Raw genomic sequence first — 19,360 nt, forward strand, 5'->3', positions numbered from 1 at the left:
TTCCCAAGTGGTGGAATCATTCGTTTGAATGCTTGCGGCAGGACAACAAAGCGCATGGCTTGTACATGATTCATCCCTAATGACCGTGCAGCCTCCATTTGCCCGCGATCAATCGATTGGATCCCCGCACGAAAGATTTCAGCAATATAGGCGGCAGCATTTAATGATAGAGTAAGAATAGCAGCTAAAACGGGACTGGTTTCACCAAGAAAAAGAGGTACAACAGCAAAATGGATTAATAATATCTGAACAAGTAATGGTGTACCTCGAAAAAAGGTAATATAGATAGTAAATGGCCAAGCGAGGAGCTTATTTTTCATTATTTTTCCTAATCCGATAAATAAGCCAAGAATAGTACCAATTAGAATACTTGCAATGGAAAGCCCAATGGTTAGCAACGTTCCTTTCAGGAAAAATGGCGCGTATTCAACTAAAATATCCCAACGAAAATCCATACAATAAATCCCCCTATTAAACAACAAGCTAATTATTCTAATCTAACTAGCAAAAATTGCGTAACTGCTTGGTTAAGAGTTACGCAATTCATTCAGCGATGTTTACTGCTGTTGATCTTTTAAGATTTGTGTATCTGGTTCTACTTTAAACCACTTCTTGTATACTTCTGCGTAGGTTCCGTTATCAATTACTGCTTTTACAGCCTTATCAAAGTCTGCTTTAATTTTGCTGCCCTTTGAAAACATAAGTCCGTAATATTCTTTAGCAAAAGCTGCTGAATCTTCAATAACAACAAAATTATCTTTAGGATTATTTTTTACATATTCCTCGATAACTGTGTTATCAGCAACTACAGCATCAGCTCCGCCGCTTTTCAATTCCAAGATTGCTAGATTATTATTTTCAAATTTTTTGATTTTATCACTATTTTTGCCTAATAGGCCTTCAACAGCTTCTTGTCCTGTTGTCGCATTCTGAACGGCAATCGTTTTATTATTTTTTAGATCGGCTGCGCTCTTAATATCACTATCTTTTGGAACGAGGATTTTGTTGGTTGATAAAAAGTATGGCACTGAAAAATCATAGGATTGCTTTCTTTCATCGTTAATCGTGATGGCAGAAATACCAATGTCAGCAATTTTTTTATCTAATTCAACAAAAATTGGATCCCAGCCGACATGCTCAACCTTAACTTTATAGCCTGCTTCTTTTGCCACTGCATTGATGAAATCAATATCGAAACCGACAACTTCGCCCTTATCCTGGTATTCAAACGGTGCATAGGCAGCATCTGTTACCACGCGCAGTGTTTTCTTTTCAGTGTCTCCTCCTTCTTTTGTACCTGTGCTTGTACTTTTACTAGTACCACAAGCTGACAGAACTAAAAGCAGGGCGACCATTAAAAAAGTTGAAACTAATTTAAATTTCTTCATTTTTTCAGACCTCCAATGTTTTTTCTAAAAAGTATTTTTTAAAAATTTTGATAATATTTCGAATATAAATGATTATAACCTGTTTTTATTATATATTCAATATTTTAAATATTTCACTATACTAGTACTGTAATTAACTGAAGCATTCAACATCGTAGAATAACTTTTATAAACATTAACTAGTCCCGGGCTATCTGTTATTCCAAATGTCACCTTCCTGTCATTGAATAGTTGAAAGTGATTATATATATTTAATTAATTGAGATGCATTGGGGGGCCATAATAATGAACGAATCATTTAAAGCATTAGTAGTAGACAAGACTGAAGGCGACTTTACTGTAAACGTAAAGGAGATACCGTTGCAAGACCTTCCACCAGGTGACGTCCTTATCAAGGTCAGCTATTCAAGTGTGAACTACAAAGACGGATTAGCGAGTACCCCTGATGGAAAAATTGTCAGATCCTACCCATTTATTCCTGGTATTGATCTTTCCGGAGTTGTCGCCCGTTCGAACGATTCTCGCTTTAAAGCAGGCGATGAAGTAATTGCTACAAGTTATGAGATTGGTGTCTCTCATTATGGCGGCTATAGTGAATATGCCCAGATCCCTGCTAATTGGGTGGTGCCATTGCCAGAGGGACTGTCATTAAAGGAAGCAATGGTTTACGGTACAGCGGGATTCACAGCCGCATTATCCGTTCAACGCTTAGAAGAAAACGGGTTAACTCCTAATACCGGCAAGGTCCTTGTAACAGGGGCTACCGGCGGTGTTGGCAGTATCGCGGTAGCGATTCTTGCCCACAGAGGCTATCATGTAATCGCGAGTACAGGTAAACAATCCGAACATGACTTCCTTGTTGAACTTGGAGCAAGCGAAATCCTTTCCCGTGAAGACGTAACAGGTCAAAAAATCAGAGCTTTAGATAAGCAGCTTTGGGCAGCAGCAGTGGATCCTGTGGGCGGCAAAACACTCGCCTCGATTCTTAGTAAAATTGCTTACAATGGGTCAGTGGCAGTCAGCGGACTTACCGGTGGCGGCGATGTTCCCACCACAGTATTCCCATTTATTCTTAGGGGCGTTAATTTACTTGGTATTGATTCCGTGTATTGCCCTATGGAAACAAGAATTGCCTTATGGAAGCGCATGGCCGCTGACTTTAAACCAGAGCATTTATTAAAAGTGATGAATAAGGAAGTATCACTAGACGAATTACCCATTTATTTATCTTCCATTCTCAAAGGTGAAGCACGGGGCAGAATCATCGTAAAAATATAAAAATTTGTTCCCGAGATGACTTTGGTCATCTCGTTTTTATTTTTTAATTACTATCTAGGCATAAAGCCAGAGGCTGTCTATGGGCATTCGCCGTTACTCCTTATATTCACCTACATAATCTATAGGGTATTACAACATAAGGAGAGATGCCTAAATGAATCCGTATGGTCATTATCAAATGCCTCAATTGCCTCAAATTCCTCAAACGCCTCAAGTGCCGATGGAATATAATGCCTATGTTCAACCTGAATCAATGAATTACTATGGTCAACCAGAACAAGTGAATTACTACGAACAACCAGAACCATTTAATCCTTATCTACCAGAACAATATGACCCGGCAAGACAGCCACAGCAAGTTGAACGCAGACTAAATCAATTGGAGCGGGCCAATGAGCGTCAAGAAAGAGAGATCAATCAACTACAACGTCAAGTAGCCCAACTCGATCGCAGACTCCAACGAGTGAATCAACGCCTTCGCGCAGTGGAAAGAAGATTCAACTTCCCATTCACTCCATTTGATGGAGAATATTAAGAAACTTTCGGAGAACCAGACAAATGTCTGGTTCTTTTACATACGAATTAAAAATTGGTAAGGTTTTTTACCAATTTGAAGGATGATATTAAAATCCTGTTAGCTTATCTTACAAACCCACTGACAAGGAGCGAAAATTCAGTTAACTTTTCTATATAAACCAAAAGAGAAAGGAAGATTTCAAATGTATCGAAGAAATGATATTAAACTCGCTGAAAGAATCCTTCAATTAGATAAATTAAGGGATGAGTTGTATGAAGAACTCATGAAAACAATGGGCTCCCAAGCGAACGAGCTTTTAAGGAGATTACAAAATTATTAATTTCCGTTTGAAAGGGGTGAAACAAGTTGGCAACTCATTTACGTAAAGGTCTCGAACGACTTAGGCAGTTTTATATAAAGAAGTTGTTAGAATCAGGCGCCACGGATTCTTCTCATCACGAACTTCACTCCCTTACCTTCTCTGAACTGGAAAGTTTATATAATAAAACATTCTCCCCAGCAAAATCTTAATACCATTATCAATAGATATTTATTCTGACAAACAAGCAAAATAGTTTGATAACCTAGTCCAATGTAAGAAAATCTAACATAATATATAAATAACAAATTATTAATTATTGTAAACAATAGGGTGTGGTGAGCGACAATAATGGGAAAAGACATCTCTTATAAAGATAAAAAGGTAATAACAATAGGCATCGTCAGGGATCTCACAGGTCTTTCCGAACGACAAATCCGTTACTATGAGGAACGAAAACTGATTTTTCCGGAAAGGTCTGCGGGAGGAAGCCGTAAATTTTCCTTTTCAGACGTGGAATTGTTGATGGAGATTGCTAATAAAATTGAAGACGGCATTCAAACACATGATATTAGGAAGGAAATGCTGCGTGAACAAAAGAAACACAACGAAGAACAGATTCGCAGACAGATGATCCAAGGTCAATTAAACGCCCAATTCGGTTTACGAAAAAAGTAAGTAACTAACCAATATGATCCCATTCCTTCAATGAAGGAATGGGATTTTTCATCCTTTCTCGGTTCATTATTCTGTCTATACCTTAAGGCAAATGACCATTTTTTAAAATCCATGTTAGATAATCTCCCAAACTTATAGAAACCAGTCAAAATTCATGTAAGAATACTAACATACCAAATGTTAAGAATATTAACATCATTTTAAAGGGGGAGAAAAAATGGATACTACATTCTTAATGAATAGCCTTTGGGTAATGGTGGGAGCTGTACTTGTTATTTTAATGATTGGTGGTTTTATCCTCTTAGAAACAGGTTCAACCCGAATGAAAAATGCAGGTCATATTGCGGGGAAAACGATCCTAACCTTCGGAATCGGCTCCATCGTATTTTGGGCGGTCGGATATGGGTTAATTTTTGGAAAAGGAAATCCGCTGATTGGTTTCTCCGACTTCTTTTATTCAGGCTATGACATCGATGGATTGCCGCTGTCTGGTGCCGTATTCTTTTTATTCCAATTAGCTTTTGCCGGTATTTCATTAACTATTGCGTTCGGAGGCTTTGCAGAACGAGCTAAATTAGGTGCCTACCTTGTATTTGCTTTACTTTTCTCAGTCATTGTCTACCCCCCAATCGCTCACTGGATTTGGGGCGGCGGCTGGTTAGCAGAGCACGGGAAACAGGATTTCGCTGGTTCTACTGTTGTTCACTTAACGGGCGCCATGGCAGCTCTAGCTGCTACGATTCTATTAAAACCGCGTATCGGGAAATTCAACAAAGATGGCTCAGCCAATAATCTTGCCGGTCATAACCAAGTATTTACCGCTTTAAGCGTATTGCTATTATGGGTTGGCTGGTTCGGTTTTAACGCAGGTAGTACATTAACAGTTGATAAAGCGTTCTTTGGATTTGTTGCTGTTAATACGAACTTAGCCGCAGCCGCTGGAACGGTAGCAGCGATGATTGTATCCTGGATGGTTCTTGGCAAAGCTGATGTTCCAATGATGTTAAACGGAGCATTAGCAGGGTTAGTTGCCATTACTGCTTCTTGTGCATTTGTAGATACATGGGCCGCAGTCTTAATTGGCTTTATCGCAGGAATTCTTGTTTTTTACAGCATTCGCTTCTTTGAAAACAGAGGCATTGATGATCCCATTGCAGCCCTTTCAGTTCATGGTGCAGCCGGTGTCTGGGGAACATTATCAACTGGATTCTTTGCTACTAAAGAATTAGCCACAGTCGGAAAGCCAGGATTGTTTTACGGGGGCGGTTTACACCAGCTCGGCGTTCAAGCACTCGGAGTATTCACATGCGCCGCATTTGCCTTTATTGTCTCCTTCATCCTCCTTGCCCTTATGAAAAAGTTTATGAAAGGTTTGCGTGTTACAGAGGAAGAAGAGATTATTGGATTAGATATGAGTGAGCATGGAAGCTATGGATACCCAGAATTACTGAAGGCAGAACAAACAAAGGCTCTATAATTATTATGAAATGTGCAAGTCCTTTCGGGCTTGCACATTTCTAGACTTTTTTAAGAGGAGGTGAACATTATGGAATATGAAACCTACTCAGCTATTGCTGAATACAAAAAGATTCACATGAAGGAAGCCGCCAAAGATCACTTTCAAATCAACCAACTCCATGACAGCATGTTCAAACAGGTGTTAGAAATTTCTTTAAAGGAAATTCATGCACGGTATGGGCCCCCGCCCTCTCCCTTCACCTTTTTTGTCATGGGGAGTGCCGGCCGCTTGGAACAATCGGTTTGGAGTGATCAGGATCATGGTATCATTTACCTCGATCCAACAGCCGAAGCTAAAGCTTACTTTTTATCATTAGGAAAGGAAATTTCAAAAGGTCTCTATCAGGCTGGGTATCCTTATTGTGATGGCGGTGTAATGGCGGGCAATCCATTCTGGTGTAAAGCACAATCCGAATGGGAGAAACAAATATTGAACTGGGCCTCCGAATCTTCATGGGAATCGTTACGCTACCTATTAATCTTAATCGATGGCCGCTCTTTTTATGGCCAGCATCAATTCATGGATCATCTGAAAACATTTGCTTATCTAACGGTTCAAAAGGAACAAATTCTTGCAAGAATTTATAAAAATACGCTTCATTTTAAAAAAGGAGTTGGGGTATTAGGTCAGCTTTTAGTGGAGACGCACGGTAGACATGCAGGATCCCTTAATATAAAGGAGACTGCTTTATTTCCTTACATCAATGCTGTTCGACTTTTGGCAATGAGAAATCATGTCCTAGAAACCTCAACCCTCTCAAGGCTTGACCAACTACAAATCCATGACAAGCATCTCTATAAAACCATGTTTCTTAAACTGTTAACCTATCGTCTTCAATTTGCCAGCCAATTAGATTATGAATCGGGGCACTATCTACCAGTTGAAAAACTAACAAAAGAGCAAAAGAATGAGCTGAAAGACATCATAAAAAACGGCGTGGCACTATACCAATACGCAGGAAAACTTATCGAAAAGGAGGGATAAAATGAAAATAAATGATTTAGCTCAATACTTAAGGCAAATTTCTGGGAGGGTTGGGTCCAATATTTATGCTGGTATTCAAGGTCAAGTTAATCCACAACAGCTTTCCTTCATCAGACAGCTGCAAAAAGAAATGAAAGAGAAAAACAACTTGGACACCCCGCTTAGCGAATTAGAAGTTGTCGTATTTGATTTAGAAACGACGGGGTTCTATCCAGAGAAGGGGGATTATGTCCTTTCAATCGGAGCAGTGAAAATGGTCGGTCCTCATATAAAGAATCACGATACTTTTTATTCGCTACTAAAATCAGACCTTCCTTTATCCGATGAAATTTCAACTTTAACGAACATTCAGGAGGGGCAATTACGTGATGCTCCCACTGCCAGAGATGTCTTACTTCAATTTTTCAACTATTCACAAAGTCATATTCTTGTCGCGCACCACTCCAGCCATGAAAAGTCCTTTATGCAGAAAATGACGTGGGACCTCTTAAAGACACGATTTGAACATCGAATCATCGATACATCCTTCTTAATTCGCCTTTCCGACACCTCCATGAAATCATTACCTCTTGAAGATGTATGTCGTCGATGCGGGATTGCCATAAAAGATCGTCACCATGCACTTGGCGACGCCCTGATGACCGCGCAAATTTGGGGGAGCTATTTACAACAAGCCCAAATAAGGGGATATAGTAATTTACAGGAAGTGTATGAACATCTCGCAAAGCTTTGAGACCAAAAACACTATTTCAAACTAGTGTTTTTTGGTAAACCTCTAAAAATTTACAGCGCGAATTCCTCTCGACTTTTCAACACATCTATCTTACTTACCTCTGATTATCTCCCCATTTACAATCCCTAGCACAGACAAAATAACTTAAAATAAAAAAATTTTAAAAAACTTTTTTTCGCCGTTTTCCTTATCAGAACAATAATGTAAACGCTAACAATATTTTTGATTTATTTGAATTGTCAGATTTTTGTGTTGACCATGTTTTCGATTGGTTGTATGATTATCGAAAATAATCATTCAATTCATTAAGTGCCATTACTCCCCATCATTTGGAGAAGGGTATGGTAATTCTTTTTTAACATTTTTTAGTCATTTAAAGCGGTCTATCACAAAAGAGGAGTGGTTAAGTTGGGGAGTCAATGGATTTTCCTTGACGGTGAATTCGTCAAGAAAGAAGATGCTGTAGTTTCAGTTTTCGATCATGGTTTTTTATATGGTGATGGAGTATTTGAAGGCATACGTGTTTATAGCGGAAACGTCTTCCGACTCGATGCACACCTAAAGAGACTATTTGAATCAGCACAATCCATTATGCTGAATATTCCTTTCACACAGGAGGAAATGACGCAATTAATCGTCGATACAATCAGAAAAAATCAGCTAGAAAGCGCCTATATTCGTGTCGTTGTTTCTCGTGGAAAAGGGAATCTCGGCCTAGACCCTAAATCCTGCTCAAAGCCAAGTGTCATCATTATTGCTGAAGAATTGAGTATGTACCCTAAAGAGTATTACGAGCGCGGGATTAAAATTGCATCTGTTGCGAGTCGAAGAAATCGCCCAGATGTGCTAAGCCCACAAATTAAATCGTTAAACTACTTAAATAATATTCTTGTTAAATTAGAGGCCAATCAAGCCGGGGTTGAGGAAGCATTAATGCTGAATGATCAAGGTTATGTGACCGAAGGCTCCGCTGACAATATCTTTATTGTGAAAAACGGCGTCATCTTTACCCCTCCTGTTTATTTAGGAGCTCTAGAAGGAATTACACGGAACGCCATCCTTGATGTAGCAAAAGCCAAAGGTTATGAGGTTAAAGAATCTCCGTTCACAAGACACGATGTATATGTAGCAGATGAGGTATTTTTAACTGGAACAGCCGTAGAGGTTATCGCCGTTATCGATGTTGATGGCCGTCAGATAAATGATGGTAAACCAGGTGAGGTTACGAAGGATCTCTTAGAAGAATTTAGGAAAATTGTAACAACAGACGGTGTGGCTTGTTATCCAGAAGGTGCAAACCATGCAATCGTTAGTTAGGAGCTAAAAACATGCGTAGCGATATGATTAAAAAGGGAATCGATCGGGCACCCCACCGCAGCCTATTATATGCAACAGGGGTCAAAACGAGTGATCTTGAAAAACCGTTCATCGGCGTTTGTAACTCGTTCATTGAAATTATCCCAGGACACAAACACCTTAATCATTTCGGTGAGATTGTAAAAGAGGCAATTCGTGAAGCAGGCGGTATTCCTTTCGAGTTTAATACAATCGGTGTTGATGATGGGATTGCGATGGGACATATTGGGATGCGCTATTCCCTCCCTAGCCGCGAATTGATTGCCGACAGTGCCGAAACGGTAATTAATGCACATTGGTTCGATGGTGTTTTCTACATTCCGAACTGTGACAAAATTACACCAGGAATGTTAATGGCCGCAGCAAGAACCAACGTCCCTTCTGTTTTTGTTTCAGGCGGGCCGATGGAAGCAGGTGTTTCACCATCAACAGGAAAGAACCTTTCCCTCACTTCTGTATTTGAAGGTGTTGGGGCTTATCATAACGGAACCATCAGTCAGCAGCAGTTGCTAGACATTGAAACAAATGCCTGCCCTACTTGCGGCTCATGTTCTGGAATGTTTACTGCCAATTCAATGAACTGTCTAATGGAAGTATTAGGAATGACTGTTCCTGGTAACGGAACAATTGTAGCAACTTCAGAAGAAAGACATGAATTAATTCGTCAAGCCGCAAGGCATTTAATCGAACTAGTTAAAAAAGATATCCGCCCTCGTGACATTATTACTAGGGAAGCAATTGATAATGCCTTTGCCCTAGATATGGCCATGGGTGGTTCAACAAATACCGTACTTCATACATTGGCAATTGCCCATGAAGCTGGGATTGACTATGACTTAGGTGAGATTAACAAAATTGCTGAAAGAGTTCCTTATCTAGCAAAAATTATGCCAGCATCCGATTATTCAATGGAAGACATTCATCATGCAGGCGGAGTTAGTGCCATTATTAATGAACTTTATAAAGTAGAAGGCGCCTTGCATGATAATTGCTTAACCATTACAGGAAAGACTCTTTCCGAAAATGTGAAGGAAGCAACAATCACGAATGAAACGGTCATCCGGACAAAAGACAATCCATATAGCCCAGTTGGCGGATTATCCATCCTTTATGGAAACATTGCTCCAAATGGCAGTGTAATCAAGGTTGGTGCTGTAGATCCTTCCATTAAAACATTCTTGGGTGAAGCAATCGTTTTTGATTCCCAGGATGAGGCACAAGAAAATATCAATAATGGTACAGTTCAGGCAGGACACGTAGTCGTTATCCGTTATGAAGGTCCAAAAGGCGGACCAGGAATGCCTGAAATGCTTGCCCCGACTTCCGCAATTATGGGACGTGGATTAGGTAAGGAAGTTGCCTTGATTACGGATGGACGCTTTTCCGGAGCAAGTCGCGGAATCTCCATTGGTCACATTTCACCAGAAGCAGCAGAAGGCGGACCAATTGCTCTTGTTGAAAATGGTGACAAAATCCTAATCGATCTAGAAGCACGCTCCATTGAACTTCTTGTTGATGATGAAGTTTTAGCTGAACGACAGAAGGCATGGGTGAAACCAGAGCCAAAAATTAAAACCGGTTATCTTGCAAGATATGCAGCACTCGTAACTTCTGCTAATACCGGTGGAATCATGAAAATCTAGAAATACCAATGGGAATTTGTTAGTACCCCTCCCCTTCCTAAGGAAGTTAAGGTGCTAAAGGGTTAAATGAAAAACATTTGACAAAAAAATATCCATAAATCGATGACGGGAATAAAGGAATAAGAATTCGTATTTTCAGAGAGCTGGGGTTGCTGGAAGCCCAGTAATACAACTTATTCTGACATCATCCCTGAGTGTTAAGCCGAACAGTCATGACTTAAGTAGGCTTAATCGGGTGTCCATATCTTTGAACACCTGTTACCAAAAGAAGCGTTCCTCATATTTTAGATGTCGCTTCATAAGGCAGTATTCGTAAGAATGCTGTAAAAACGGGTGGTACCGAGAAAATGAAAGGTCTTTTCTCCCCGATTATTCTGCTATTGATGTTCTTGACTGCAGTCTATTCTGGGAGAATAGGGCCTTTTTTACTATGTTTCTAACAATACAAAGCTTCAAAAGAATTTTTAAAAAATTCAATCATCCGTTAAGGAGGGATCACGACGTGAAAGTAGAAGCAAAAAAGCTTGATGTCCAAACAACTACAGAGCCGAGAACCGGTGCAGACCTTCTCATCGACTTACTAAAAAAAGAAGGTGTAGAAACACTGTTTGGATATCCGGGAGGTGCCGTACTTCCAATATACGATGCCATTTATCGCGCCCAGGGTACCATCGAGCATGTTCTTTTCCGACATGAACAAGGAATGATCCATGCAGCGGAAGGATATGCCCGAGTTACCGGAAAACCTGGTGTCGTCATTGCTACCTCAGGACCTGGGGCAACCAACCTTGTGACTGGGATAACAGATGCGATGATGGATTCCCTGCCTCTTGTTATCTTCACCGGGCAGGTTGCAAGAAGTGTCATCGGAACAGACGCCTTTCAAGAAGCAGATGTTATGGCAATCACAACACCAATCACCAAACATAACTATCAAGTACAATCTATCGAGGACTTACCACGTATCGTGAAGGAAGCATTTCATATCGCTTCTACCGGACGGCCAGGACCAGTCTTAGTAGATGTTCCTAAAGATATTTCCGCAGGATTTTTAACGGAAGAACCTGAAGAAGCGAGCATTAATTTACCTGGATATCAGCCAACAACAAAGCCAAATCCATTTCAAATAAAGAAACTTGCTGATTCGATTTCAAAGGCTTCCAAGCCGGTAATTCTTTCAGGCGCAGGTGTTCTCCATGGAAAAGCATCAGCTGAGCTCACTGCTTTTGCAGAAAAACATCAGATCCCTGTGGTCACTACTTTACTTGGGCTTGGTACTTTCCCGGCAGATCATCCCCTTTCGCTAGGAATGGGTGGTATGCACGGAACATATGCAGCAAACATGGCCATTTACGAGTGTGATTTGCTTATCAATTTTGGAGCACGCTTTGATGACAGATTAACAGGCAATCTTAAACACTTTGCTCCATTTGCGAAGGTTGCCCATATTGACATCGATCCAGCCGAAATTGGAAAAAATGTTCCAACACAACTTCCAATCGTTTCTGATACGAAAGAGGCACTTAGCGAACTGCTCAATCACGAAATTGAGTCACCAAAAGATGCTGAATGGCTGCAAAAACTGAGCCAAGACAAACAGGAATATCCGCTATGGTATAAACATGATCCAAACGGAATGTGTCCTCAATGGGTTATTGAAGCAGTCCATAAAGTTACGAACGGTGACGCGATTGTGGCAACAGATGTTGGTCAGCACCAAATGTGGGCAGCGCAGTATTACACCTTTAAACAGCCGCACCGCTGGATTACATCAGGTGGACTTGGAACAATGGGCTTTGGGTTCCCTGCCGCGATTGGCGCACAGATTGCCGAGCCAGACAGTACAGTTGTAGCGATTGTTGGGGATGGCGGTTTTCAGATGACACTTCAGGAATTATCGATCATTTATGAACGAAACCTTCCTGTAAAGATCATTATTGTCAACAACGGTGCGCTAGGAATGGTTCGCCAATGGCAAGAACTTTTACACGGAAACCGTATTTCGGAATCGATTCTTCATACACAACCTGATTTTGTCAAACTTGCCGACAGTTATTCAATTAAGGGTTATCGGGTTAACAATCAGGAGGAACTGATCACCGTGTTGCCGGAGGTATTCGCTCATAATGGCCCAGTATTAGTTGATTGCCGTGTACTTCAGCAAGAAAAAGTATTCCCGATGATTGCCCCTGGTAAAGGAATTCACGAAATGATAGGGGTGAAACCATGAAACGGATCATCACAGCAACCGTTCAAGACCGCAGCGGAGTCCTAAACCGTGTCACCGGCCTCCTACAAAGACGCCAGTTCAATATTGAAAGTATTTCAGTTGGTCCATCTGAAACCGAAGGGATTTCAAAAATGACCCTAGTGGTCGAGGTTGAAGACGAACAGCGCCTTGAACAGGTGACGAAACAGTTAAATAAGCAAATTGATGTTTTGAAAGTTTCCGATATTACTGATAAAGCAATTGTCGCACGCGAACTGGCTCTAATTAAAGTAGCCTCAAGCAGCCAATTGCGTAGTGAAATCCACGGGATTATTGATCCGTTCCGTGCCCTAATTATTGATGTAAGTAAAGACAGTCTCGCCGTTCAAATTACAGGACGTCCTGATAAAATTGATGCCTTGATCGAAATGCTTCGGCCTTATGGCATTAAGGAAATTGCAAGAACTGGCCTGACTGCCCTCCAGCGTGGGCACCAGCCGCAAGTAAACGATCTAGCAACATACTCACTATTAAAATAACAATATATCTGAGAGGATGATTCATAATGGTAAAGGTACTTTATAACGGAGATATTCAAGAAGAGGTTTTACAAGGAAAGAAAATCGCAGTTATCGGATATGGCTCTCAAGGTCATGCTCATGCGCTTAACTTAAAAGAAAGCGGCTTTGATGTAGTAGTTGGTTTACGCGGAGGAAAATCATGGGATAAAGCTGTTGAAGATGGATTAGACGTTCGCACTGTTGCAGAAGCAACTGCAGCTGCAGAGGTAGTAATGGTTCTTCTTCCAGATGAAATGCAGCCAAAAGTATATGAAGAAAGCATCAAAGCAAACCTTGAAGCAGGAAATGCTCTAGTTTTCGCTCATGGCTTCAACATTCATTTTAGCCAAATCGTCCCTCCTGCCGATGTTGATGTATTCTTAGTAGCACCAAAAGGTCCAGGACATTTAGTTCGCCGTACTTTTACAGAAGGTGCTGGAGTTCCTGCTCTATATGCAGTTTACCAAGACTACACTGGTCAAGCTCGCGATGTTGCTCTTGCATATGCAAAAGGAATCGGTTCTGCTCGTGCTGGAGTGTTAGAAACTTCTTTCCAAGAAGAAACAGAAACAGATTTATTCGGAGAACAAGCAGTTCTTTGCGGTGGTACTACTGCCCTAATCAAAGCGGGCTTTGAAACACTAGTAGAAGCTGGATATCAGCCTGAAGTTGCCTATTTCGAGTGTTTACATGAATTGAAATTAATCGTTGACCTTTTATACGAAGGTGGTTTAGAGAACATGCGTTATTCTATCTCCGACACTGCTCAATGGGGAGATTTCGTTTCCGGACCACGTGTAGTTAACGAAGATACAAAAGCACGCATGAAAGAAGTATTAAAAGATATCCAAACTGGTAAATTTGCTCAGGGCTGGATCTTGGAGAATCAAACAAACCGCCCACAATTCAACGCGATTAATCGTGCTGAAAACAATCACCAAATTGAACAAGTAGGCCGTGAGCTTCGTGCATTAATGCCGTTTATTAAAAACAAACCAGTAAATGCAAAGAAGGAAGTGGTGGTAAATGGTTCACGTTAACATCTTCGATACGACATTACGCGATGGCGAACAGTCCCCTGGTGTGAATTTAAACCAGCTGGAAAAATTGGAAATCGCAAGACAACTTGAACGGTTTGGGGTTGATATTATGGAGGCCGGCTTTCCGGCTTCCTCCCAAGGCGATTTTGAAGCAGTAAGAGCAATCGCCCGAAATATTAAAAATGTATCAGTCACAGGCCTGGCAAGAGCGACGAAATCTGACATTGACATTGCGTGGGATGCGTTAAAAGATGCAGCAGAACCAAGGTTGCATGTATTCCTTGCCACCTCCCCTATCCATATGCAATATAAATTGATGAAAACACCTGAGGAAGTTACACAAATTGCGGTTGACATGGTGTCTTATGCAAAACGGAACTTCCCGCATATTGAATGGTCAGCGGAAGATGCATCCCGCTCTGACCTGGATTTCCTTGTTCAAATTATTACGAAGGTCATTGATGCCGGTGCGACAGTCATTAATCTTCCTGATACAGTCGGTTACACCACACCAGAAGAATATGGACGCATGTTCCGTTATATTCGAGAGAACGTCCCAAATATTCATAAAGCCGCATTATCTTGTCATTGTCATGATGATTTAGGAATGGCGGTTGCGAATTCGTTAGCAGCAATCGAAAACGGTGTAACTCAAGTTGAAGGTACGATCAATGGAATTGGAGAACGTGCAGGAAATGCCTCTTTAGAGGAAATAGCTGTTGCCTTAAACATTCGAAAAGATAAGTATCCTTATACTACGAATCTAGTACTAAAGGAAATTAAACGTACGAGTGATCTTGTCAGCCGCTTTACAGGTATGATGGTTCCACCTAATAAAGCCGTGGTTGGAAAGAATGCTTTCGCTCATGAATCAGGAATCCATCAGGATGGCGTCTTAAAAAATACATTAACCTATGAGATTATTACCCCTGAATTAGTTGGGGTCAAATCAAATGATTTAGTTCTAGGCAAACATTCCGGCCGCCATGCCTTCAAAGATAAAATTGAGCAGATGGGCTTTGAATTACCGGATGAAAAATTGATTGAAGCCTTTACTGCTTTTAAACAGTTAACCGATCGTAAAAAAGAAGTAACGGATGAGGATCTTTTTGCCATTTTAACTGATATTCAAACAACAGCTGTTGATATTAAAAAATATGAACTTGTTGCCTTCCAAGTCCATTACGGCTCAGCCAACTTGCCGACAGCGACGGTGGCATTAACCACTCCAGAAGGTATTCGAGTCGAGACGGCCCGTACAGGTTCTGGTAGTGTTGAAGCTTTAATGAACACTTTGGAAGCACTAATTAAAGAAGAAATCCATCTTACTGATTTTAGATTAAGTTCGATTGGTCAGGGACGGGATGCACTTGCTGAGGTCCATGTCAAAATGACCGTGAACGGTACTCCTGTAACTGGACGCGGTTCCGCACAAGACGTACTGGAAGCTTCTGCAAAGTCATTCTTAAACGCTGTTAATCGTGTATTTTTTAACCAAAATGCAGCTTTAAAAGAAACGGTAGTCTAATAGACCACAAACAATAAATGAGGAGGTTGCTTCTAATGAAAAAACGTATTGTCTTACTTCCCGGTGATGGCATTGGCAAGGAAGTTATTAACTCAGCAAAAGATGTGTTAAATGCAATTGCTGAAGAATACAATCATACTTTTAGCTTTGAAACCCATGAAATCGGAGGAGCAGCCATAGACCTTTACGGCACTCCCCTTCCGGAAACAACCGTTGATGCTTGTAAACAAGCCGATGCGGTATTGCTTGGTGCTGTTGGCGGACCAAAATGGGATAACAATCCCTCCCATTTACGCCCTGAACGAGGCTTGCTAGGAATCCGTAAGGCACTTGATTTATATGCAAACTTAAGGCCAATTAAAGGATTTAAAAACCTTCTTCATGCCTCACCTTTAAAGGAAGAAGTAGTATCTGGAAGCGACCTCCTTATCGTACGTGAATTAACTGGCGGCCTTTATTTCGGAACACCAAGTGAACGTCGTGATAACGGAAACTCCGTTGTAGACACGCTTGTCTATTCCCGTCAAGAGATTGAAAGAATTGTCGATAAAGGTTTTCAAGCAGCCCAGCAAAGGCGCGGTCATCTTACTTCGGTGGATAAAGCAAATGTACTGGAGTCTAGCAAACTATGGCGCGAAATAGTTGAAGAGAAAAAAGCACAGTACCCAGATGTAGCTGTGGAACATGTATTAGTTGATGCTGCCGCTATGAAACTAATCACGAACCCAAGCCAGTTTGATGTCATCGTTACCGAGAATCTATTTGGCGACATCTTAAGCGATGAGGCTTCAGTTATTACGGGATCACTTGGGATGCTCCCTTCCGCCAGCTTAAATGAAAATGGTGTGGGCCTATATGAACCTGTTCATGGCTCCGCTCCTGACATCGCTGGTAAAGGTGTAGCCAATCCCGTTGCGATGATATTATCAGCAGCAATGATGCTAAGATACTCTTTTCAATTGAATGACGAGGCTAAAGTGATTGAGGATGCAGTTCAATCGGTTTTAGATGCCGGCTTCCACACAGGCGACCTTCAAGTTCCAGATGGACGTCTTGTGGGAACAGCAGAAATGACGAAACGGATTGCAGATTATATTAAATCACAAAATGCTTCGAAGTGCATCGCCAGCTGTTATTTTTAAAAATTTCGTTGGGTAAACCGTCTTGGTGGCGGTTTACCCCTAAATTTATCTAAGGAATTAAAATTCATTTACGTGAGGAAGGACGCTATGCAAACACCAAAAAATATTATCCAAAAGATTTGGGAAAAGCATGTTGTACATCAAGAAGACGGAAAACCCGATTTATTATATATCGATCTACACCTTGTTCACGAAGTAACCTCTCCTCAGGCATTTGAGGGTTTACGAATAAATGGTCGTAAAGTACGCCGCCCGGACCTTACCTTTGCGACGATGGACCATAATGTTCCAACCCGCCAACGTCTTGTAATCAATGACCCTGTTTCAAAAAATCAAATAGATACCTTACAACAAAATTGTCAGGATTTCGGGGTTCCACTTGCTGATATTCATCACCCAGATAACGGGATTGTCCATGTAATCGGACCTGAACTTGGACTTACTCAGCCTGGCAAAACTATTGTGTGCGGTGATAGTCATACCTCTACACACGGAGCATTTGGTGCGCTCGCTTTTGGGATTGGTACAAGCGAGGTTGAGCATGTTCTTGCAACCCAAACCCTTTGGCAGGCACCGCCTAAAACCTTAAATGTCAAGGTCAACGGAAAACTAGGTACTGGTGTTACAGCTAAAGACTTAATTCTTGCCATCATCGGTAAATTCGGTGTCCAATTTGGAACAGGTTATGTGATGGAGTACACAGGTGAAGCCATCCGTTCCCTATCGATGGAAGAACGAATGACAGTTTGTAACATGTCTATTGAAGCAGGTGCAAGAGCCGGTCTCATCACTCCAGATGAAACGACTTTTGAATACTTACGGGGAAGACGCCATGTACCTCAAGGAGAAGCATTTGAACAAGCCGTTGCTGAGTGGAAGACTCTAGCTTCTGATGAAGGGGCAGCTTATGACTTAGTCGTTGAGATTGAAGCAGCCGAAGTTGAACCACAGGTAACCTGGGGAACAAATCCAGGAATGTGTATTCCGATTACGGCAAATGTTCCAAATCCAGACGAAACCGAGAAACCTAGCGAAAAGGACGAGATCCAGCGTGCGCTTGAATACATGGGCCTTGAAGCTGGTCAGCCAATCTCAAATGTGAAAATTGACCATGTTTTCATCGGTTCTTGTACGAATTCGCGCTTAAGCGACTTACGAAGTGCAGCTGAGGTTATCCGTGGCAAGAAAGTTAGCCCTTCTGTAACTGCCATTGTTGTTCCTGGTTCGTTTAGTGTCAAATTAGCCGCCGAAAAAGAAGGCTTGGATAAGGTCTTTACCGAGGCTGGATTTGAGTGGCGTGAAGCCGGCTGCAGTATGTGCCTAGCCATGAACGATGACATTGTTCCTTCAGGGGAACGCTGTGCCTCCACTTCTAACCGAAATTTTGAAGGCCGCCAAGGGAACGGGGCCAGAACCCATCTTGTCAGCCCTGAAATGGCAGCCGCTGCCGCTATTGCAGGTCACTTCGTAGATGTCCGACAATTTGCTGCTGCACAGGAGGTAAGATAAAATATGGAACCATTAAAAATTCATCAAGGCCTTGTTTATCCATTAAACCGGTCGAACATTGATACAGACCAAATTATCCCGAAGCAGTTTTTAAAGCGGATTGAACGCAGTGGTTTTGGCCAATTCCTTTTTTATCATTGGCGTTTTGATGATGAAGGGAATCTTCGACCAGATTTTTCATTAAACGACCCGAAATATAAAGACGCTTCAATTATCGTTGCCGGTGAAAACTTTGGCTGCGGATCATCACGTGAGCATGCTCCGTGGGCGGTTCAAGATTTTGGCTTTAAAATCGTCATCGCCCCAAGTTTTGCAGACATTTTTAAAAACAATTGCGTGAAAAATGGGATTCTTCCAATTCAGGCTAGTAATGAACAAGTTCAGTATATGATTAGAAAAGCTGAATCCGAAGAATACCAATTAACCGTCGACCTTGAAAATCAGGTGGTCTATGATAATGAAGGTTTCAAAGCTTCTTTCGATATTGCTCCATATCCTAAAGTCATGCTGCTTAATGGCTGGGATGAGATTGGTGTTACTTTAACCTACGCGGATAAAATTGAGCAATATGAACTGGCGCGTAAATAACCGTAAAAAAATGAGCTTGGAAACCCAAGCTCATTTTTTATTTGGTTGTCACAGCTCGTTTAAAATATTTCTATTCTCAGATTCTTCGTTAAAGGTCAAGACCTCTTCAACCGGCTCATATGATTCGCCATAAAAATGATGATCCTTATAGGTGTGAATCATATCATATGTTTTTTTCATGGATTCAAAAATCATTTCTTCTGATTCTTCATTAGGAGCCCAGTAGAGGATTTCCATCCTATTAACCTCGTTTGTCGCTAATGATTTTCTCTCATAACCGATAGAAACGGCGTGCTCAAATTTTTCACGTTTATAAAAATGAAGCCGTTTTTCGGAATCACTGTCTTCATAGTTGACTGGTTCTACTTC

At 41.2% G+C, this 19,360-nt stretch carries 19 protein-coding genes and 1 pseudogene; 17 read left to right on the forward strand and 3 right to left on the reverse strand.

The window, feature by feature from the left end:
* Together V7659_RS14900 and V7659_RS14905 are read right to left on the reverse strand one after the other, a co-directional pair.
* A partial coding sequence (locus V7659_RS14900) for an amino acid ABC transporter permease (RefSeq protein ID WP_335540666.1) occupies positions 1-455 on the reverse strand: 455 nt, incomplete at its 3' end.
* 102 nt (positions 456-557) lie between these two features.
* On the reverse strand, positions 558-1,388 hold the full coding sequence (locus V7659_RS14905) for a basic amino acid ABC transporter substrate-binding protein (RefSeq protein ID WP_335540667.1): 831 nt from the start codon (positions 1,386-1,388) through the stop codon (positions 558-560).
* A 285-nt stretch (positions 1,389-1,673) separates the two neighbouring features.
* Between V7659_RS14905 and V7659_RS14910 the strand changes: the two genes are divergently transcribed.
* The 17 genes from V7659_RS14910 to leuD all read left to right on the forward strand — a co-directional run bounded on the left by V7659_RS14910 (position 1,674) and on the right by leuD (position 18,991).
* Positions 1,674-2,666, forward strand: coding sequence for an NADPH:quinone oxidoreductase family protein (locus V7659_RS14910; protein WP_335540668.1), 993 nt, complete (start codon positions 1,674-1,676; stop codon positions 2,664-2,666).
* A gap of 154 nt (positions 2,667-2,820) precedes the next feature.
* Positions 2,821-3,201, forward strand: a complete 381-nt coding sequence (locus V7659_RS14915) for a hypothetical protein (RefSeq protein ID WP_335540669.1) — start codon at positions 2,821-2,823, stop codon at positions 3,199-3,201.
* Between the two features lie 184 nt (positions 3,202-3,385).
* The gene (locus tag V7659_RS14920; RefSeq protein ID WP_166256179.1) at positions 3,386-3,523 is read left to right on the forward strand and encodes a hypothetical protein; all 138 of its coding nucleotides are present in this window, start codon (positions 3,386-3,388) and stop codon (positions 3,521-3,523) included.
* A gap of 26 nt (positions 3,524-3,549) precedes the next feature.
* Positions 3,550-3,714 carry a Fur-regulated basic protein FbpA gene (locus V7659_RS14925; protein ID WP_335540670.1) on the forward strand — a complete coding sequence of 55 codons (165 nt, stop codon included), beginning with the start codon at positions 3,550-3,552 and terminating at the stop codon, positions 3,712-3,714.
* A gap of 139 nt (positions 3,715-3,853) precedes the next feature.
* Positions 3,854-4,180, forward strand: a complete 327-nt coding sequence (locus V7659_RS14930) for a MerR family transcriptional regulator (protein WP_026564527.1) — start codon at positions 3,854-3,856, stop codon at positions 4,178-4,180.
* Positions 4,181-4,397: 217 nt separating this feature from the next.
* Positions 4,398-5,657: an ammonium transporter gene (locus V7659_RS14935; RefSeq protein WP_335540671.1), complete on the forward strand. Its 1,260-nt coding sequence runs from the start codon at positions 4,398-4,400 to the stop codon at positions 5,655-5,657.
* A 69-nt stretch (positions 5,658-5,726) separates the two neighbouring features.
* A complete protein-coding gene (locus V7659_RS14940; protein WP_335540672.1) occupies positions 5,727-6,683 on the forward strand; it encodes a DUF294 nucleotidyltransferase-like domain-containing protein in 957 nt (318 codons plus the stop codon).
* A 1-nt stretch (position 6,684) separates the two neighbouring features.
* Positions 6,685-7,416 carry an exonuclease domain-containing protein gene (locus V7659_RS14945; RefSeq protein WP_335540673.1) on the forward strand — a complete coding sequence of 244 codons (732 nt, stop codon included), beginning with the start codon at positions 6,685-6,687 and terminating at the stop codon, positions 7,414-7,416.
* A 408-nt stretch (positions 7,417-7,824) separates the two neighbouring features.
* Positions 7,825-8,733, forward strand: a complete 909-nt coding sequence (gene ilvE, locus V7659_RS14950; RefSeq protein ID WP_335540674.1) for a branched-chain-amino-acid transaminase — start codon at positions 7,825-7,827, stop codon at positions 8,731-8,733.
* An 11-nt stretch (positions 8,734-8,744) separates the two neighbouring features.
* Entirely contained in the window at positions 8,745-10,415 is a 1,671-nt protein-coding gene (ilvD, locus tag V7659_RS14955; protein ID WP_335540675.1) for a dihydroxy-acid dehydratase, read from the forward strand.
* Between the two features lie 502 nt (positions 10,416-10,917).
* Positions 10,918-12,645, forward strand: a complete 1,728-nt coding sequence (gene ilvB / locus V7659_RS14960) for an acetolactate synthase large subunit (protein WP_335540676.1) — start codon at positions 10,918-10,920, stop codon at positions 12,643-12,645.
* Positions 12,642-13,163 carry an acetolactate synthase small subunit gene (gene ilvN, locus V7659_RS14965; RefSeq protein ID WP_283877634.1) on the forward strand — a complete coding sequence of 174 codons (522 nt, stop codon included), beginning with the start codon at positions 12,642-12,644 and terminating at the stop codon, positions 13,161-13,163. The genes ilvB and ilvN overlap by 4 nt, the downstream gene beginning before the upstream one ends.
* Positions 13,164-13,189: 26 nt before the next feature.
* Positions 13,190-14,224, forward strand: a complete 1,035-nt coding sequence (ilvC, locus tag V7659_RS14970; protein ID WP_335540677.1) for a ketol-acid reductoisomerase — start codon at positions 13,190-13,192, stop codon at positions 14,222-14,224.
* Positions 14,211-15,752 (forward strand): 2-isopropylmalate synthase, encoded by a 1,542-nt coding sequence (locus V7659_RS14975; RefSeq protein WP_335540678.1) that lies wholly within the window; start codon positions 14,211-14,213, stop codon positions 15,750-15,752. The genes ilvC and V7659_RS14975 overlap by 14 nt, the downstream gene beginning before the upstream one ends.
* A 35-nt stretch (positions 15,753-15,787) precedes the next feature.
* On the forward strand, positions 15,788-16,894 hold the full coding sequence (leuB, locus tag V7659_RS14980) for a 3-isopropylmalate dehydrogenase (protein ID WP_335540679.1): 1,107 nt from the start codon (positions 15,788-15,790) through the stop codon (positions 16,892-16,894).
* A gap of 87 nt (positions 16,895-16,981) precedes the next feature.
* Positions 16,982-18,403 carry a 3-isopropylmalate dehydratase large subunit gene (gene leuC, locus V7659_RS14985; protein ID WP_335540680.1) on the forward strand — a complete coding sequence of 474 codons (1,422 nt, stop codon included), beginning with the start codon at positions 16,982-16,984 and terminating at the stop codon, positions 18,401-18,403.
* 3 nt (positions 18,404-18,406) lie between these two features.
* Positions 18,407-18,991 carry a 3-isopropylmalate dehydratase small subunit gene (gene leuD / locus V7659_RS14990; protein ID WP_335540681.1) on the forward strand — a complete coding sequence of 195 codons (585 nt, stop codon included), beginning with the start codon at positions 18,407-18,409 and terminating at the stop codon, positions 18,989-18,991.
* Between the two features lie 48 nt (positions 18,992-19,039).
* Here the strand turns inward: leuD and V7659_RS14995 are convergent.
* A pseudogene (locus V7659_RS14995) lies at positions 19,040-19,360 on the reverse strand (GNAT family N-acetyltransferase); the annotation flags it as partial.

The organism is Neobacillus drentensis, from assembly GCF_036966985.1.
Lineage (GTDB): Bacteria > Bacillota > Bacilli > Bacillales > Cytobacillaceae > Neobacillus > Neobacillus drentensis_E.

Excerpts from the sequence above, each read along its gene's own strand:
- V7659_RS14905 (WP_335540667.1), bottom strand. The coding sequence starts at position 1,388 with ATGAAGAAATTTAAATTAGTTTCAACTTTTTTAATGGTCGCCCTGCTT.
- V7659_RS14910 (WP_335540668.1), top strand. The coding sequence starts at position 1,674 with ATGAACGAATCATTTAAAGCATTAGTAGTAGACAAGACTGAAGGCGAC.
- V7659_RS14915 (WP_335540669.1), top strand. The coding sequence starts at position 2,821 with ATGAATCCGTATGGTCATTATCAAATGCCTCAATTGCCTCAAATTCCT.
- V7659_RS14920 (WP_166256179.1), top strand. The coding sequence starts at position 3,386 with ATGTATCGAAGAAATGATATTAAACTCGCTGAAAGAATCCTTCAATTA.
- V7659_RS14930 (WP_026564527.1), top strand. The coding sequence starts at position 3,854 with ATGGGAAAAGACATCTCTTATAAAGATAAAAAGGTAATAACAATAGGC.
- V7659_RS14935 (WP_335540671.1), top strand. The coding sequence starts at position 4,398 with ATGGATACTACATTCTTAATGAATAGCCTTTGGGTAATGGTGGGAGCT.
- V7659_RS14940 (WP_335540672.1), top strand. The coding sequence starts at position 5,727 with ATGGAATATGAAACCTACTCAGCTATTGCTGAATACAAAAAGATTCAC.
- V7659_RS14945 (WP_335540673.1), top strand. The coding sequence starts at position 6,685 with ATGAAAATAAATGATTTAGCTCAATACTTAAGGCAAATTTCTGGGAGG.
- ilvD (WP_335540675.1), top strand. The coding sequence starts at position 8,745 with ATGCGTAGCGATATGATTAAAAAGGGAATCGATCGGGCACCCCACCGC.
- ilvN (WP_283877634.1), top strand. The coding sequence starts at position 12,642 with ATGAAACGGATCATCACAGCAACCGTTCAAGACCGCAGCGGAGTCCTA.
- ilvC (WP_335540677.1), top strand. The coding sequence starts at position 13,190 with ATGGTAAAGGTACTTTATAACGGAGATATTCAAGAAGAGGTTTTACAA.
- V7659_RS14975 (WP_335540678.1), top strand. The coding sequence starts at position 14,211 with ATGGTTCACGTTAACATCTTCGATACGACATTACGCGATGGCGAACAG.
- leuB (WP_335540679.1), top strand. The coding sequence starts at position 15,788 with ATGAAAAAACGTATTGTCTTACTTCCCGGTGATGGCATTGGCAAGGAA.
- leuC (WP_335540680.1), top strand. The coding sequence starts at position 16,982 with ATGCAAACACCAAAAAATATTATCCAAAAGATTTGGGAAAAGCATGTT.
- leuD (WP_335540681.1), top strand. The coding sequence starts at position 18,407 with ATGGAACCATTAAAAATTCATCAAGGCCTTGTTTATCCATTAAACCGG.